Source organism: Burkholderia sp. SR8 (assembly GCF_052851275.1).
This window is the reverse complement of the sequence record NZ_JAULUC010000001.1, coordinates 285064-299887: the sequence shown is the minus strand read 5'-3', so window position 1 is coordinate 299887 and position 14824 is coordinate 285064. Positions and strand designations below refer to the sequence as shown.

General features: G+C 66.1%; 12 protein-coding genes and 2 tRNA genes. 13 read left to right on the top strand and 1 reads right to left on the bottom strand.

Translation table 11 applies throughout. The annotated features are described in order from the left end of the window. The first annotated feature begins 268 nt into the window (after nucleotides 1-268). The 10 genes from cyoA (at nucleotide 269) to Q3A80_RS01345 (ending at nucleotide 11611) form a co-directional block, all read left to right on the top strand. Nucleotides 269-1156, top strand: coding sequence for a ubiquinol oxidase subunit II (cyoA, locus tag Q3A80_RS01390; RefSeq protein ID WP_446327330.1), 888 nt, complete (start codon nucleotides 269-271; stop codon nucleotides 1154-1156). Between the two features lie 3 nt (nucleotides 1157-1159). After that, entirely contained in the window at nucleotides 1160-3166 is a 2007-nt protein-coding gene (gene cyoB / locus Q3A80_RS01385; RefSeq protein WP_446327329.1) for a cytochrome o ubiquinol oxidase subunit I, read from the top strand. Then, nucleotides 3166-3774 carry a cytochrome o ubiquinol oxidase subunit III gene (gene cyoC, locus Q3A80_RS01380; protein WP_446327328.1) on the top strand — a complete coding sequence of 203 codons (609 nt, stop codon included), beginning with the start codon at nucleotides 3166-3168 and terminating at the stop codon, nucleotides 3772-3774. The genes cyoB and cyoC overlap by 1 nt, the downstream gene beginning before the upstream one ends. Further along, a complete protein-coding gene (gene cyoD / locus Q3A80_RS01375; protein WP_006759069.1) occupies nucleotides 3775-4107 on the top strand; it encodes a cytochrome o ubiquinol oxidase subunit IV in 333 nt (110 codons plus the stop codon). It begins immediately after the preceding gene. 368 nt (nucleotides 4108-4475) lie between these two features. Next, nucleotides 4476-4832 (top strand): hypothetical protein, encoded by a 357-nt coding sequence (locus Q3A80_RS01370; RefSeq protein ID WP_446327327.1) that lies wholly within the window; start codon nucleotides 4476-4478, stop codon nucleotides 4830-4832. 204 nt (nucleotides 4833-5036) lie between these two features. Then, a complete protein-coding gene (locus tag Q3A80_RS01365; RefSeq protein ID WP_446327326.1) occupies nucleotides 5037-6920 on the top strand; it encodes an extracellular solute-binding protein in 1884 nt (627 codons plus the stop codon). A 52-nt stretch (nucleotides 6921-6972) separates the two neighbouring features. Beyond that, nucleotides 6973-8016 carry a microcin C ABC transporter permease YejB gene (locus tag Q3A80_RS01360; protein WP_446327325.1) on the top strand — a complete coding sequence of 348 codons (1044 nt, stop codon included), beginning with the start codon at nucleotides 6973-6975 and terminating at the stop codon, nucleotides 8014-8016. A gap of 75 nt (nucleotides 8017-8091) precedes the next feature. Beyond that, the gene (locus Q3A80_RS01355) at nucleotides 8092-9189 is read left to right on the top strand and encodes an ABC transporter permease (protein ID WP_446327324.1); all 1098 of its coding nucleotides are present in this window, start codon (nucleotides 8092-8094) and stop codon (nucleotides 9187-9189) included. Beyond that, on the top strand, nucleotides 9186-10808 hold the full coding sequence (locus Q3A80_RS01350) for an ABC transporter ATP-binding protein (RefSeq protein ID WP_446327323.1): 1623 nt from the start codon (nucleotides 9186-9188) through the stop codon (nucleotides 10806-10808). Before Q3A80_RS01355 ends, Q3A80_RS01350 begins: the two co-directional genes overlap by 4 nt. A gap of 128 nt (nucleotides 10809-10936) precedes the next feature. Continuing rightward, complete coding sequence (locus Q3A80_RS01345) at nucleotides 10937-11611, top strand: C40 family peptidase (RefSeq protein WP_446327322.1); 675 nt, start codon at nucleotides 10937-10939, stop codon at nucleotides 11609-11611. 132 nt (nucleotides 11612-11743) lie between these two features. Here Q3A80_RS01345 and Q3A80_RS01340 read toward each other — a convergent pair whose 3' ends face one another. Continuing rightward, a complete protein-coding gene (locus Q3A80_RS01340) occupies nucleotides 11744-12670 on the bottom strand; it encodes a patatin-like phospholipase family protein (protein ID WP_446327321.1) in 927 nt (308 codons plus the stop codon). Nucleotides 12671-12950: 280 nt separating this feature from the next. Between Q3A80_RS01340 and gltX the strand changes: the two genes are divergently transcribed. The 3 genes from gltX to Q3A80_RS01325 all read left to right on the top strand — a co-directional run bounded on the left by gltX (nucleotide 12951) and on the right by Q3A80_RS01325 (nucleotide 14778). After that, nucleotides 12951-14360 (top strand): glutamate--tRNA ligase, encoded by a 1410-nt coding sequence (gene gltX, locus Q3A80_RS01335; protein ID WP_446327320.1) that lies wholly within the window; start codon nucleotides 12951-12953, stop codon nucleotides 14358-14360. Between the two features lie 126 nt (nucleotides 14361-14486). Continuing rightward, a tRNA-Ala gene (locus tag Q3A80_RS01330) sits at nucleotides 14487-14562 on the top strand. A 140-nt stretch (nucleotides 14563-14702) separates the two neighbouring features. Then, nucleotides 14703-14778, top strand: a tRNA-Glu gene (locus Q3A80_RS01325). The last annotated feature ends 46 nt before the right edge of the window (nucleotides 14779-14824 follow it).

The window sequence follows — 14824 nt, the reverse complement described above, 5'->3', positions numbered from 1 at the left end:
GACGATGCGGCCGCCGTCGCACGCGCATCCACCGGCGCGGCGGCACGCGCGAGCGCGCGTCGACGGCCGGTCTGCGGCCGGCTTGCGGCCATCTTCCGGCCGCGTGAAATCGCCCCGCGACAATCTGTCTCACAGCAGATTTTGCAATGATGATTTGCCGCATCCGCCGGTTTTTCATCGCGCCCGCGCGACGTATGATTCGGCCACTTTCGTGGATCGAATGCGCATCGGGCATACGCAACGGATTCAATGACCCTCGGGCTGTGTGATGAAAAGAAGAGCTTCAAAAGGCTGGACGGCGCTGATGTCGATCGGCGCGGCGTTGAGCCTGTCAGGCTGTAATTTAGACGTACTAAATCCGAAAGGAAGCGTCGGGGCCGCCGAAAAGGCGCTGATCGCGACCTCGACATGGGCGATGCTGATCGTCGTCGTGCCGGTGATCCTGCTCACGCTGTGGTTCGCGTGGCGTTACCGCGCATCGAACCGCAACGCCACCTATGCGCCGAACTGGTCGCACTCGACCGCGATCGAGGTCGTGATCTGGACGGTGCCGACGCTGATCATCCTGTTCCTCGGCGTGCTCACGTGGAAAACCACGCACGAGCTCGATCCGTACAAGCCGCTCGAGTCGTCGGTGAAGCCGATCGACGTCGAGGTCGTCGCGCTCGACTGGAAATGGCTGTTCATCTATCCGGAGCTCGGCATCGCGTCGGTGAACCAGCTCGCGATTCCGGTCGGCACGCCGGTGAACTTCCGCATCACGTCGGATTCGGTGATGAATTCGTTCTTCATTCCGCAGCTCGGCGGCCAGGTCTACGCGATGGCCGGCATGCAGACGCGCCTGCATCTGATCGCCGACGAAGCCGGCGACTACGCGGGCACGTCCGCCAACTTCAGCGGCCGCGGCTTCTCCGACATGAAGTTCCGCACGCTCGCCGAGCCGCGCGAGCAGTTCGACGCGTGGGTGCAGAAGGTCAAGGCGTCGCCCGACCGGCTCGACGCGACCGTGTACGGCACCGTCGCGCAGCCGAGCGAGAAGGCGCCCGTGCGCTACTTCTCGTCGGTCGATCCGCGGCTCTTCCACAACATCATCGCGAAATACAACGATGGCCACGTCCTTGACCTGAAGGACGCCGCCTGCGGCACGAAGGGGTAACGCATGTTCGGCAAACTCACACTATCGGCGATCCCGTTCGATCAGCCCATCATCATGGGGGCAGGCGTCTTCATGGGGCTCGTCGTGCTGGGCATTCTCGCCGCGCTGACGATCACCGGCCGCTGGAAGTGGCTGTGGACGGAATGGCTGACGACGGTCGACCACAAGAAACTCGGCGTGATGTACATCATCGTCGCGCTGATCATGCTGCTGCGCGGCTTCGCCGACGCGATCATGATGCGCATGCAGCTCGCGCTCGCGTACAACGCGCCGGGCTATCTGCCGCCGCACCACTATGACCAGGTGTTCACGGCACACGGCGTGATCATGATCTTCTTCATGGCGATGGTGTTCATGGTCGGCCTGATGAACCTGGTCGTGCCGCTGCAGATCGGCGCGCGCGACGTCGCGTTCCCGTTCATCAATTCGCTGTCGTTCTGGATGACGGCGGTCAGCGCGATCCTGATCAACGTGTCGCTCGTGATCGGCGAATTCGCGCAAACGGGCTGGCTCGCGTATCCGCCGTTGTCGGAGCTGCAGTTCAGTCCGGGGGTAGGGGTCGACTACTATCTTTGGGCGCTGCAGATCTCGGGCGTCGGCACGCTGCTGACCGGCGTGAACTTCTTCGTGACGATCATCAAGATGCGCGCGCGCGGCATGACGCTGATGAAGATGCCGGTGTTCACGTGGACGGCGCTCTGCACGAACGTGCTGATCATGGCGTCGTTCCCGATCCTGACCGCGACGCTCGCGCTGCTCGGCCTCGACCGTTACCTCGGCATGCACTTCTTCACGAACGAAGCCGGCGGCAACGCGATGCTGTACCTGAACCTGATCTGGGCGTGGGGCCATCCGGAGGTGTACATCCTGATCCTGCCCGCGTTCGGCATCTTCTCGGAAGTCATCGCGACGTTTTCGAAGAAGCCGCTGTTCGGCTACAAGACGATGGTGTACGCGACCTGCGCGATCATGGTGCTGTCGTTCCTCGTGTGGCTGCATCACTTCTTCACGATGGGCTCCGGTGCGAACGTGAACGCGTTCTTCGGGATCATGACGATGATCATCGCGATCCCGACCGGCGTGAAGGTGTTCAACTGGCTGTTCACGATGTATCGCGGCCGGATCGAATTCACGACGCCCGTGCTGTGGACGATCGGCTTCATGGTCACCTTCACGCTCGGCGGCATGACCGGCGTGATGATGGCGATCCCGGGCGCGGACTTCGTGCTGCACAACAGCCTGTTCCTGATCGCGCACTTCCACAACGTGATCATCGGCGGCGTGCTGTTCGGCTATCTCGCGGGCTTCAACTACTGGTTCCCGAAGGCGTTCGGCTTCAAGCTGAACGAGAAGCTCGGCAAGGCCGCGTTCTGGTTCTGGCAGGTGGGCTTCTACGTCGCGTTCGTGCCGCTCTACGTGCTCGGCTTCATGGGCATGACGCGCCGCCTGAACCACTACGACAACCCGGCGTGGCATCCGTGGCTGCTGGTCGCCGCGTTCGGCGCCGTGCTGATCGCGATCGGCATCGCGTGCCAGTTGCTGCAACTGGTCGTCAGCATCCGCAACCGCAACCTGCCGGAATACCGCGACACCACGGGCGATCCGTGGGGCGGCCGCACGCTGGAATGGGCGACCTCGTCGCCGCCGGCCGACTACAACTTCGCGGTGATCCCGCAGGTGCGCACGCTCGACGCGTACGCCGACATGAAGGCGCGCGGCGACGGCCGGCCGAACCCGGCGGCGATCCGCGACGTCCACATGCCGTCGAATACGTGTGCGGGTCTCGTGGTCGCGGTGTTCAGCCTGGTGCTCGGCTTTGCGCTGGTGTGGCACATCTGGTGGATGGCGATCGGCGGCCTCGCGGGCATCGTCGCGACGCTCGTGGTCTACAGCTCGCGTGACAACGACGGCTACTACATCCCGGCGACGAAGGTGCGCAAGATCGAAGAGAAGGAACCGGCGGCGCGCGTGGCCACGCGGGTCGACGACGTGGAACTGGAGGCCAACTGATGTTGCAGAAAACCTTGAGCGCAACCCTGCTCGAGCACGACGACCATCCGCCGTCGCATTCGGTGTTCGGCTTCTGGCTGTACCTGATGACCGACTGCGTGATCTTCGCGGCGCTGTTCGCGACGTTCGCGGTGCTCGGCAACCAGTACGCGGGCGGTCCGACCGCGAAGGACCTGTTCGACATTCCGGGCGTCGCGGTCGAAACCGCCGCGCTGCTGCTGTCGAGCATCACGTACGGCTTCGCGATGCTGGCCGCGTACAAGCAGCGGCGCGGCGCGCTGCTCGCGTGGCTCGCGGTCACGTTCGTGCTCGGCGCGGCGTTCCTCGCGATGGAACTGCGCGAGTTCTCGCACCTGATCGCGCAAGGCGCGGGCCCGCAGCGCAGCGCGTTCCTGTCGGCGTTCTTCACGCTGGTCGGCACGCACGGGCTGCACGTGACGGCAGGCCTCGTGTGGATGATCGTGCTGGCCGCGCAGATCGTATTGCGCGGCGGCGACCTGACCGATCGCGACCTGCGGCGCCTCACGTGCCTGAGCCTCTTCTGGCACTTCCTCGACATCGTGTGGATCTGCGTGTTTTCCTTTGTCTATCTCGCGAGCGTGATCTAAATGGCCCATTCGCATTCGTCTCAACTCGAAGAAGGGCACGGCAGCGTCGGCGGCTATGTCGCCGGGTTCATCCTGTCGGTGCTGCTGACGGCCGCGTCGTTCGGCCTCGTGATGGGCGGCGTGCTGTCGCCGCACGCGTCGCTGATCGCGCTCGCCGCGCTCGCGTTCGTGCAGATCGTCGTGCACCTCGTGTACTTCCTGCACATGAACGGTTCGTCCGGCCAGCGCTGGAACGTGATGGCGTTCAGCTACACGGTGCTGACCGCGGCGATCCTGATCGTCGGCACGCTGTGGGTGATGCACAACGTCAGCATGAACATGATGTCGCGCTGAGCGGCATCGCGGCGCAGCGCCGCCGATCATGAAGAAGCGGCACGCGTGTGCCGCTTTTTTTTCGCCCGGCGGATAGATACCGGATGCCTGCGTGCGCCTTCGGCAGGGTCCTGCGGACGGCGCCGGGCCGCCGGAAGCAGTATGATTCGGCGCGCCTGGCGCGCGCTTCCGCGGCGTATCGCGCGCGAATGCCGCGCGCGGCGCGCGGGAAGGGCGCGGCCGCCGCTGCGGACCGCCAATTGTTACAAGACGTTAGCGAGCGGTTCCGGTCGCGATGCCGCGCATCAGTTCTTACAAACTTGAAATATGCGGCGGCGGTGCCAGCCGTTATAGTCGAATCACACATGAAACAACTCGAAGAGGAATCCATGAAGACTTTGCGTGTTGCGTCGCTCTTGACCGGTATGACGGCCTTGCTCGTGTCGGGCGCAGCAATGGCGGGAGTCAATGTCGGGATCAACGTCGGCGTGCCGGCTCCGGTCTACGTCGCACCCGCGCCCGTGTATGCGCCGCCGCCTCCGCCGGTCGTCTACCAGCCGGCGCCTGTCTACGCACCGGCGCCCGTCTATGCGCCGGCACCGGCGATCGTGATCGGCTGGCACGGCGACCGCTACTGGGACGGCCGCCGCTACTGGGGCCGCGACGAGTGGTATCGCCATCACGGCCGCGGCTGGGGCGGCGATCGCGGTCACTGGGACAACGGCCGCCACAACGGCTGGCGCTGACCGGCTTGCGGTGCACGCGTCAGGCGTGCATGCATCGGAACAAGAACCGCCCGCGTGGCGGTTTTTCTTTTTGCGCGCGCGGCGTGCGTGCGGACCGCGCGACGCGCCGGCGCCACGCATGAAAACCGGCGATCTGGCTCGACGTCGAATTGAATGGGTAGAATCGACCCACGTTCTATCTCAAAATTGACCGACAGGGCCTCTATGACGAAGGGTTCGCCCCGGGCCGCCGCCGCGCGCATCCGCTTCGGCGCCGCGCACGCGGTACGGGCCGCCGGCCGCACGGCGGCAGTATGGGCAATACAGGCGGTGCTGGCCGCGACGGCCGCACACGCGGCCTATGCGATCGCGCAGTACGGCGAGCCGAAGTATCCGCCGGGCTTCAGGCATTTCGACTACGTGAACCCGGACGCGCCGAAAGGCGGCACGCTGGTGCTCGCGAACCCGAGCCGGCTGACGTCGTTCGACAAGTTCAATCCGTTCACGATGCGCGGCAACCCGGCGCCGGGCATCGACATGCTGTTCGAGAGCCTCGCGACCGGCAGCTCGGATGAGCCGGCGTCCGCGTACGGATTGCTCGCCGACGACATCGACGTTGCACCGGACCGTCGCTCGGTCACGTTCCACCTGAACCCGCGTGCGCGCTTCTCGAACGGCGATCGTGTCACGGCCGACGACGTCAAGTTCTCGTTCGACACGCTCAAGAGCAAGCAGGCCGCGCCGCAGTTCGGCGCGTACTTCGCCGAAATCACGCAGGCCGTGGTGGTCGATCCCGCGACCGTGCGCTTCGAATTCCACAGCGCGAACCGCGAGTTGCCGCTGATCGCCGGCGGCGTGCCGGTGTTCTCGCGCAAGTGGGGGCTGCGCGCGGACGGCTCGCGCATTCCGTTCGACCAGATCGCGTTCGAGCAGCCGATCGGCAGCGGTCCGTACCTGATCGACCACTACGACAACGGCCGCACGATCACGTACCGGCGCAACCCCGCGTACTGGGGTGCCGACCTGCCGGTGCGGGTCGGCACCAACAACTTCGAGCGGATCGTCTACAAGCTGTACGGCGACGGCGTCGCGCGGCTCGAGGCGTTCAAGGCCGGCGAGTACGACGTGCTGGTCGAGTACATCGCGCGCAACTGGACGCGGCGCGACGTCGGCAAGCGCTTCGACAGCGGCGAGCTCGTCAAGCGCGAATTCCGCCAGCACAACGGCGCCGGCATGCAGGGCTTCTTCATGAACCTGCGCCGCCCGCTGTTCCGCGACGTGCGCGTGCGCCAGGCGCTCGACCTCGCGTTCGACTTCGAATGGCTGAACCGCCAGCTGTTCTATGGCGCGTACACGCGCCTCGACAGCTATTTCGCCGACACCGACCTGCAGGCGACCGGCACGCCGGGCCCGGGAGAACTGAGGCTGCTCGAGCCGCTGCGCGCGCAGCTCGACCCGGCCGTGTTCGGGCCGATGGTCACGCAACCGAGCACGAACCCGCCCGGCTCGCTGCGCGCGAACCTGCTGAAAGCCCGCGCGCTGCTCGCGCAGGCCGGCTGGACCTACCGCGACGGCGCGCTGCGCAACGCGCAGGGCGAGCCGTTCACGTTCGAGATCCTCGACGACTCGGGCGCGTCGATGCAAGGCGTCGTGACCGCGTATCAGCGCAATCTCGCGAAGCTCGGCATCGACGCGCGCTTTCGCACGGCCGACTACGCGCTGCTGCAAAAGCGGCTCGACGCGTTCGACTACGACATGACGACGGTGCGCCTGCCGGGCGTGCAGGTGCCGGGCGCCGAGCAATACTCGCGCTACGCGAGCAAGTTCGCGGACGAACCGGGCTCCGACAACCTGATCGGCCTGAAGTCGCCGGCGGTCGACACGCTGCTGCACGCGCTCGGCGCCGCGCAGACGCGCGAGGAGCTGCTCGACGCGACGCATGCGCTCGACCGCGTGCTGATGCACGGCTACTACGCGGTGCCGCAGTGGTACAGCACCACGCACCGGATCGCGTACAAGCGCACGCTCGGCTATCCGCAGACGCTGCCGCTGTACTATTCGGCCGAGGGCTGGGTCGTGTCGACCTGGTGGGCCAAGCCCGATCACTGAAGCCTGCCGGCCCTTCGTTCAACCCAGCCTGACGATCGCGAGTCGACGCCTTATGTGGAGCTACATCCTCAAACGCCTGCTGCTGATGATCCCGACGCTCGTCGGCGTGCTCACGCTCACGTTCGCCGTGATCCAGTTCGTGCCCGGCGGCCCGGTCGAGCAGGCCGTGCAGGAACTGCGCAAGGGCGCGACGGAGCAGGGCGCGGCACCGTTCGGGATGCGCGCGCATACCGGCGTCGACGCGCAACAGCTCGCGCAGCTCAAGGCGCTGTACGGCTTCGACAAGCCGCCGCTCGAGCGCTACTGGCTGATGCTGAAGCGCTTCGCGCGCTTCGATCTCGGCGAAAGCTACTTTCGCCATCAGAGCGTGTGGTCGCTGATCGTGCAGAAGCTGCCGGTATCGATCAGCATCGGACTGTGGACGTTCTTCGTCACCTACCTGATCTCGGTGCCGCTCGGCATCGCGAAGGCCGTGCGCAACGGCTCGCCGTTCGACGTCGCGACGAGCCTCGTCGTGCTGGTCGGCTATGCGATCCCGGGCTTCGTGCTCGGCGTGCTGCTGCTCGTGCTGTTCGGCGGCGGCTCGTTCTGGCAGCTGTTTCCGCTGCGCGGCCTCACGTCGGACAACTTCGCGCAGCTGTCGCTCGCCGGCAAGGTGCTCGATTACCTGTGGCACATCGCGCTGCCGATCACCGCGTCGGTCGTGGGCAGCTTCGCGGTCGTCACGATGCTCACGAAGAACGCGTTCCTCGACGAAATCCGCAAGCAGTACGTGCTGACCGCGCGCGCGAAAGGGCTCGCCGAACGCACCGTGTTGTGGAAGCACGTGTTCCGCAACGCGATGCTGCCGCTGATCGTCGGGTTCCCGGCCGCGTTCATCGGCGCGTTCTTCACCGGCAGCCTGCTGATCGAGACGCTGTTCTCGCTCGATGGCCTCGGGCTGCTGTCGTACGAATCGGTCATCAGGCGCGACTATCCGGTCGTGCTCGGCACGCTGTACCTGTTCACGCTGATCGGGCTCGCAACGAAACTGATCTCCGACCTCTGCTACGTGTGGGTCGACCCGCGCATTCAATTCGACAACCTGGAGCGCTGACATGAAACCGTCCGCCCGCACGCCGCTTGCCGGCGCGTCCATCTGCATGCCCGCGCTCGCCGGGCGAGGTGCGCGATGAACCGGGCCGTCGTGTCGTCCCGCATCGACGCCGCGCGTGCGCGCGTGTCGCCGTCGCCCGCACGCCGCGTGTGGCAGCGCTTTCGCCAGCAGCGCCTCGGCTACTGGAGCTTCGTGATCTTCGTCGTCGCGTTCGCAGCCAGCCTCGCGGCGCCGCTGTGGTCGAACGACAAGCCGCTCGTCGTGCGCTACGACGGTCAATACTATTTCCCGATGTTCCATGCGTACCCGGAGACGACCTTCGGCGGCGACTTCCCGACGCCGGCCGACTATCTCGATCCGTACGTGCGCAAGCGGCTCGACGCGCCGGGCAACTTCGTCGTCTATCCGCCGAACCGCTATTACTACGACACGCTGAACTACTTCTCGAGCGCGCCGAACCCGGCGCCGCCGTCGCGCGCGAACTGGCTCGGCACCGACGCGCAAGGCCGCGACCTGCTCGCGCGGCTCGTGTACGGGTTCCGCGTGTCCGTCGAGTTCGGGTTGATCCTGACCGCGATCGGCACGCTGCTCGGCATCGCCGCGGGCGCGGTGCAGGGCTTCTTCGGCGGGCGCATCGACATCGTCGGGCAGCGACTGATCGAGATCTGGAGTTCGCTGCCCGAGCTGTACCTGCTGATCATCTTCGCGTCGATCTTCGAGCCGAGCTTCCTGCTGCTGATCGTGCTGCTGTCGCTGTTCGGCTGGATCGGCCTCGCCGACTACGTGCGCGCCGAGTTCCTGCGCAACCGCACGCAGGACTACGTGCGCGCGGCCCGTGCGATGGGCCTCACGAACTGGCAGATCATCTGGCGCCACGTGCTGCCGAACAGCCTGACGCCCGTGATCACGTTCCTGCCGTTCCGGATGAGCGGCGCGATCCTCGCGCTCACGAGCCTCGACTTTCTCGGGCTCGGCGTGCCGCCGCCGACGCCGAGCCTCGGCGAGCTGCTCGCACAGGGCAAGGGCAATCTCGACGCATGGTGGATCTCGCTGTCGACGTTCGGCGTGCTGGTCGCGACGCTGCTGCTGCTGACGTTCATGGGCGACGCGCTGCGCAACGCGCTCGATACGCGGATCGCCGACTCGGTGCGCGCGGCGGGAGGGCAGCGATGAGCGAGCCGATCGTAGCGAACGCGGGCGAACCGCTGTTGTCGCTCGAGCATCTGCACGTACGCTTCGGCGACACGGTGGCCGTCGACGACGTGACGCTCGCGATCGGCCGCGGCGAGCGCGTCGCGCTCGTCGGCGAGTCGGGGTCGGGCAAGAGCGTGACCGCGCTGTCGATCCTGCGGCTGCTGCGCGACGCCGACGTGAGCGGCACGATCCGCTTCGCCGGGCACGACCTTGCCGGCAACAGCGAGCGCGAGATGCGCGGGCTGCGCGGCTCGGACATCGCGATGATCTTCCAGGAGCCGATGACGGCGTTGAATCCGCTCTATACGATCGGCGCGCAGATCGGCGAGACGATCGTGCTGCACGACGGCGTGTCGGCGGCCGACGCGCGCAAGCGCGCGGTCGCGCTGCTCGCACGCACGGGGATCGCCGAGCCGGAGAAGCGCGTCGACAGCTATCCGCATCAGTTGTCGGGCGGCCAGCGGCAGCGCGCGATGATCGCGATGGCGCTCGCGTGCCGGCCGCGCCTCCTGCTCGCCGACGAGCCGACCACCGCGCTCGACGTGACGATCCGCGCGCAGATCGTCGACCTGCTGCTCGAACTGCAGCGCGAGGAGGCGGAAAAGCGCGGGATGGCGATCCTGTTGATCACGCACGACCTGAATCTCGTGCGGCACTTCGCGGACCGGGTCGCGGTGATGGAGCGCGGCAGGCTGGTCGAAAGCGGGCCGGTCGAGCGGATCTTCGCGGAACCGGAGCATCCGTATACGCGACGGCTCCTGAACAGCCGGCCGCAACGCACGGTCGCGCCGGTGCTGCCGATCGCGCCGGTCGTGCTCGACGCGCGCCACGTCACCGTGCAGTTCGCGCGCAAGCGGCCGGGTCTGGCCGGGTGGTTCGGCACCGCGCCGGTGACGGCGGTCGCGGACGTGTCCGTATCGGTGCGGCAGGGCGAGACGCTCGGCATCGTCGGCGAATCCGGCTCCGGGAAGTCGACGCTCGCGATGGCGCTGCTCGGCCTGCAAAGGACGACGCACGGCGAGATCGAGTTCCAAGGGCGCGCGCTGTCGACCTATCGCGGCCGCGAACAGACCGCGCTGCGCTCGAACATGCAGGTCGTCTTTCAGGACCCCTTCAGCTCGCTGTCGCCGCGCCATACGATCGAGCGGATCGTCGGCGAAGGGCTCGAACTGCATCGCCCCGACCTGACGCCCGACGCGCGCCGCGCGAAGTCGCTGGCCGTGCTGCGCGAAGTCGGCCTCGACCGCACGGTGCTGCATCGCTATCCGCACGAATTCTCCGGCGGCCAGCGCCAGCGGATCGCGATCGCGCGCGCGCTGGTGCTGGAGCCGCGCATCCTGATCCTGGACGAACCGACGTCGGCGCTCGACGTGTCGATCCAGCAGCAGGTGCTGAAACTGCTCGCGAATTTGCAACAGAAATACAACCTCGGCTATGTATTCATCAGCCACGACCTGGAGGTGATCGGCGCGATGGCGCACCGGGTCGCCGTGATGCAGGACGGGGCCGTCGTCGAGTCGGGCGAGGTCGCCGACATCTTCGGGAGACCGTCACATCCTTACACACAAAAGCTGTTGAAAGCGGTCTGGAAAGCGTGATAGGCGTCCAATGGTCTGACCTTCTCGATTGTATTTTTTAATTTGTTTTGACAAACGATTACGCGCTGGCTAGTATCGACCGAAATTTTCCGCCAATCAGCTGATTTTTAAGCAAATTCCATCGACCAATGCAGCATCGATCCCTGACCCAGGCATGCGCGCGTACCTTCGCCGGGCTGTTCATCGGCGCCCTGTTCGCAGCAGCTCCCGGCGCGTTCGCCGACGAAGTCAGCAGTTTTAACCAGAATGCGACGAATTCGACTCAAATCGGGTCGGCTTCGTCTACTCAGCAGAGCACTGCGCAGCCGTCGAGCGGCGGTGCGAAGTCGTTCCTCGCCGGCATGGCGGGCAAGGCAGGCGACGTCGTCGTCGGCGCGCTCAACATGATCGGCGTGCGCTATCGCTGGGGCGGCAACTCGCCGGATTCGGGGCTCGACTGCAGCGGTTTCGTCCGCTACGTGTTCCAGGACACGCTCGGCATGTCGCTGCCGCGTCGCGCGGAAGAGATGAGCCGCGTCGGCGAGAAGGTCAGCATGAGCAACCTGAAGCCGGGCGACCTCGTGTTCTTCAACACGATGCGCCGCACGTTCTCGCACGTCGGCATCTACATCGGCGACAACAAGTTCGTGCATTCGCCGTCGACGGGCAGCACGATTCGCGTCGACGATCTCGACAGCGGCTATTGGGAAAAGCGGTTCACCGGCGCGCGCCGCATCGAATCGGAGTTTCCGATGAAGGCCGACGACCTGCGCCAGCGCGTGCGCGCGACGATCGGCGACGACGCAGCGAACGGCAGCAACTGACGCTCGCCGGCGCGGCGCCGGATCAACGAAACCCTGTCACCGGAAGGCGGCAGGGTTTTTTGTTTTGGGAAACGGGAAATGGCGCACGCGGCCGGGCGCGGTCACGCGCCGCGTACCGCGATGCGTTCCGCTTTACGCGGCCGCGACGCCGCGGGCTGCCGCGAGCTTGCGCTGCAGCTCGGGCATGATGCGCGCGACGGCTTCCTCGCCCGCGAGGATCGCCGCGTTGCGCTGGTTGAAGTCGCTGCCGCCCATCGCCGCGAGGTTCGGGCGGATCACGACGTCCGCGTACTTGTCGAGCTCGTAGGTCTTGATCGTCTGGCCCATGATCGTGAAGGTCTGCAGCAGCATCTCGATCGGGTTGTTGGTCGCCGCGCCGTCCGGGCGCGACGAGATGTCGACCGCGATCACGAAGCTCGCGCCCATCTTGCGTGCGAACGACGCGGGCACCGGGCTCACGAGGCCGCCGTCGACGTACTCGCGGTTGCCGATCTTCACGGGCTCGAACACCGACGGCACGCTGCACGACGCGCGCACCGCGAGCCCCGTATTGCCCTGCTGGAACAGGATCGGCTGGCCGTTCTGCAGGTCGGTCGCGACGATGCCGAGCGGCTTGGCCATCTTCTCGATCGGCCGGTTGTTGAGCGCCTTGTTCAGGAAGTTCTGCAGCGCGACGCCCTGCAGCAGCCCGCGCGAGCGGAACGGCAGCGCCCAGTCGCTGATCGCCGCCTGGTCCATGTCGAGCGCGATCTTGTTGATCTGCAGGCCGCTCATTCCCGATGCGTACAGCGCGCCGACCACCGAGCCCGCGCTCGTGCCCGCGACGATGTCGACCGGGATGCCGCGTGCTTCCAGCGCCTTCAGCACGCCGATGTGCGAGAAGCCGCGCGCGGCGCCGCCGCCGAGCGCGATGCCGATCTTCACGGGCTTCTCGTGCGATTGCGCGGAATTCGCGCCGTTGTCGGGGCGGGACTTGTCGCCGAACGACGTGCAGGCGGCGAGGCTGGCGGACGCGCACGCGATCGTGAAGCGGCGGCGCGACAGGCGAGGGGACGACATCGAATGGTTCTCCGGCGGCTTGGCGGCGGGCCGGGCGGCCCGCGGCGGCGATAGGTTCCGAGCGGCCGAGCGGCGGGATCCGGGCGGCCGGCGCGGCGCCGGCTGGCGGCCGCGGCGCGCACATCATAAAGCAAGCGGCGCGCTTGGCGCGAAGACCGGCGCGAGTATAATTCCGGCTTCTTTCCCGTTCCGGGCGCGGCCGGCCCCCTTGCTGTCCGGGCTGTCGCCGTCGATCCCGCGTCGAATCATTCATGCGCCCCAGGCGTTCGAGTTACCGTTTATGACCCGTCCTGTCCGTACCCGCTTCGCGCCGAGTCCCACCGGCTTCATCCACCTCGGCAACATCCGCTCCGCGCTCTATCCGTGGGCGTTCGCCCGCAAGATGAAAGGCACGTTCGTGCTGCGTATCGAGGACACCGACGTCGAACGCTCGTCGCAGGAAGCGGTCGACGCGATCCTCGAAGGGATGCAGTGGCTCGGCCTGGATTTCGACGAAGGCCCGATCTACCAGATGCAGCGGATGGATCGCTATCGCGAAGTGCTCGCGCAGATGCTCGAACAGGGCCTCGCGTACCCGTGCTACATGTCGGCCGAGGAACTCGACGCGCTGCGCGAACGCCAGCGCGAGGCCGGCCTGAAGCCGCGCTACGACGGCACGTGGCGTCCGGAGCCGGGCAAGGTGCTGCCCGAGCCGCCGGCCGGCGTGAAGCCGGTGCTGCGTTTCCGCAACCCGCTGACCGGCACGGTCGTGTGGGACGACGCGGTGAAGGGGCGTGTCGAGATCTCGAACGAGGAACTCGACGACCTCGTGATCGCGCGCCCGGACGGCACGCCGATCTACAACTTCTGCGTGGTCGTGGACGACATGGACATGAACATCACGCACGTGATCCGCGGTGACGACCACGTGAACAACACGCCGCGCCAGATCAACATCCTGCGCGCGCTCGGCGGCGAGCCGCCGGTCTATGCGCACCTGCCGACCGTGCTGAACGAGCAGGGCGAGAAGATGAGCAAGCGGCATGGCGCGATGAGCGTGATGGCCTATCGCGATGCGGGCTTCCTGCCGGAGGCCGTCGTCAACTATCTCGCGCGTCTCGGCTGGTCGCACGGCGACGCCGAAATCTTCTCGCGCGAACAGTTCGTCGAATGGTTCGATCTCGAGCATCTCGGCAAGTCGCCCGCGCAGTACGACCACAGCAAGCTGAGCTGGCTGAACGCGCACTACATCAAGGAAGCCGACAATGCACGCCTCGCCGGGCTCGCGAAGCCGTTCCTCGACGCGCTCGGCATCGACGACGCGGCGATTGCGACGGGCCCCGCGCTCGACGCGGTGGTCGGCCTGATGAAGGACCGTGCGACGACGGTCAAGGAGATCGCCGAGGGTGCCGCGATGTTCTACCGCGTGCCGGCGCCGGATGCCGATGCGCTCGCGCAGCACGTGACCGACGCGGTGCGCCCCGCGCTGGCCGACCTCGTCGCCGCGCTGAAGGCGGCCGACTGGACGAAGGAGGCGGTATCCGCCGCGCTGAAGGCGACGCTCGCGACGCACAAGCTCAAGATGCCGCAGCTCGCGATGCCGGTGCGCCTGCTGGTGGCGGGCACGACGCATACGCCGTCGATCGATGCGGTGCTCGTGCTGTTCGGCCGCGACGTCGTGGTGTCGCGTATCGAGGCTGCGCTGGCCTGAGGTTGCGGCCGTGCGAAGCCGCGAGCGCGTGATGTCGCGGCGGCTTCGCAAAAATTTCGCTCGAATCGCAAAAAGGGTATTTACAAGTTCAAATTCGGTCCATATAATCTCACTTCTGTTCTGCAAGGGGGTATAGCTCAGCTGGGAGAGCGCTTGCATGGCATGCAAGAGGTCAGCGGTTCGATCCCGCTTACCTCCACCATCAGAACAAAAAAGATTGATTTGCGAAGCAGCGGTAGCAGTAATAAATGCTTCACAAAATGATTTAAAGCAGTTAGAATTTCGGCCTTCGCTGTTGACGATGAGTGAATAGCGAAAGTCAGACAGATCTGAAAAGATCATGTCCCCTTCGTCTAGAGGCCTAGGACATCACCCTTTCACGGTGAGTACAGGGGTTCGAATCCCCTAGGGGACGCCAGATTCAGCGGCGTTTCGTAGAAGTGTCGCGAGGCTTGCAGGAACGT

What these genes read in the sequence shown, in the direction of transcription:
- gltX (WP_446327320.1), top strand. Translation starts at nt 12,951, where the DNA reads ATGACCCGTCCTGTCCGTACCCGCTTCGCGCCGAGTCCCACCGGCTTC.
- Q3A80_RS01360 (WP_446327325.1), top strand. Translation starts at nt 6,973, where the DNA reads ATGTGGAGCTACATCCTCAAACGCCTGCTGCTGATGATCCCGACGCTC.
- Q3A80_RS01340 (WP_446327321.1), bottom strand. Translation starts at nt 12,670, where the DNA reads ATGTCGTCCCCTCGCCTGTCGCGCCGCCGCTTCACGATCGCGTGCGCG.
- Q3A80_RS01370 (WP_446327327.1), top strand. Translation starts at nt 4,476, where the DNA reads ATGAAGACTTTGCGTGTTGCGTCGCTCTTGACCGGTATGACGGCCTTG.
- Q3A80_RS01365 (WP_446327326.1), top strand. Translation starts at nt 5,037, where the DNA reads ATGACGAAGGGTTCGCCCCGGGCCGCCGCCGCGCGCATCCGCTTCGGC.
- cyoA (WP_446327330.1), top strand. Translation starts at nt 269, where the DNA reads ATGAAAAGAAGAGCTTCAAAAGGCTGGACGGCGCTGATGTCGATCGGC.
- cyoC (WP_446327328.1), top strand. Translation starts at nt 3,166, where the DNA reads ATGTTGCAGAAAACCTTGAGCGCAACCCTGCTCGAGCACGACGACCAT.
- Q3A80_RS01355 (WP_446327324.1), top strand. Translation starts at nt 8,092, where the DNA reads ATGAACCGGGCCGTCGTGTCGTCCCGCATCGACGCCGCGCGTGCGCGC.
- cyoB (WP_446327329.1), top strand. Translation starts at nt 1,160, where the DNA reads ATGTTCGGCAAACTCACACTATCGGCGATCCCGTTCGATCAGCCCATC.
- Q3A80_RS01350 (WP_446327323.1), top strand. Translation starts at nt 9,186, where the DNA reads ATGAGCGAGCCGATCGTAGCGAACGCGGGCGAACCGCTGTTGTCGCTC.
- Q3A80_RS01345 (WP_446327322.1), top strand. Translation starts at nt 10,937, where the DNA reads ATGCAGCATCGATCCCTGACCCAGGCATGCGCGCGTACCTTCGCCGGG.
- cyoD (WP_006759069.1), top strand. Translation starts at nt 3,775, where the DNA reads ATGGCCCATTCGCATTCGTCTCAACTCGAAGAAGGGCACGGCAGCGTC.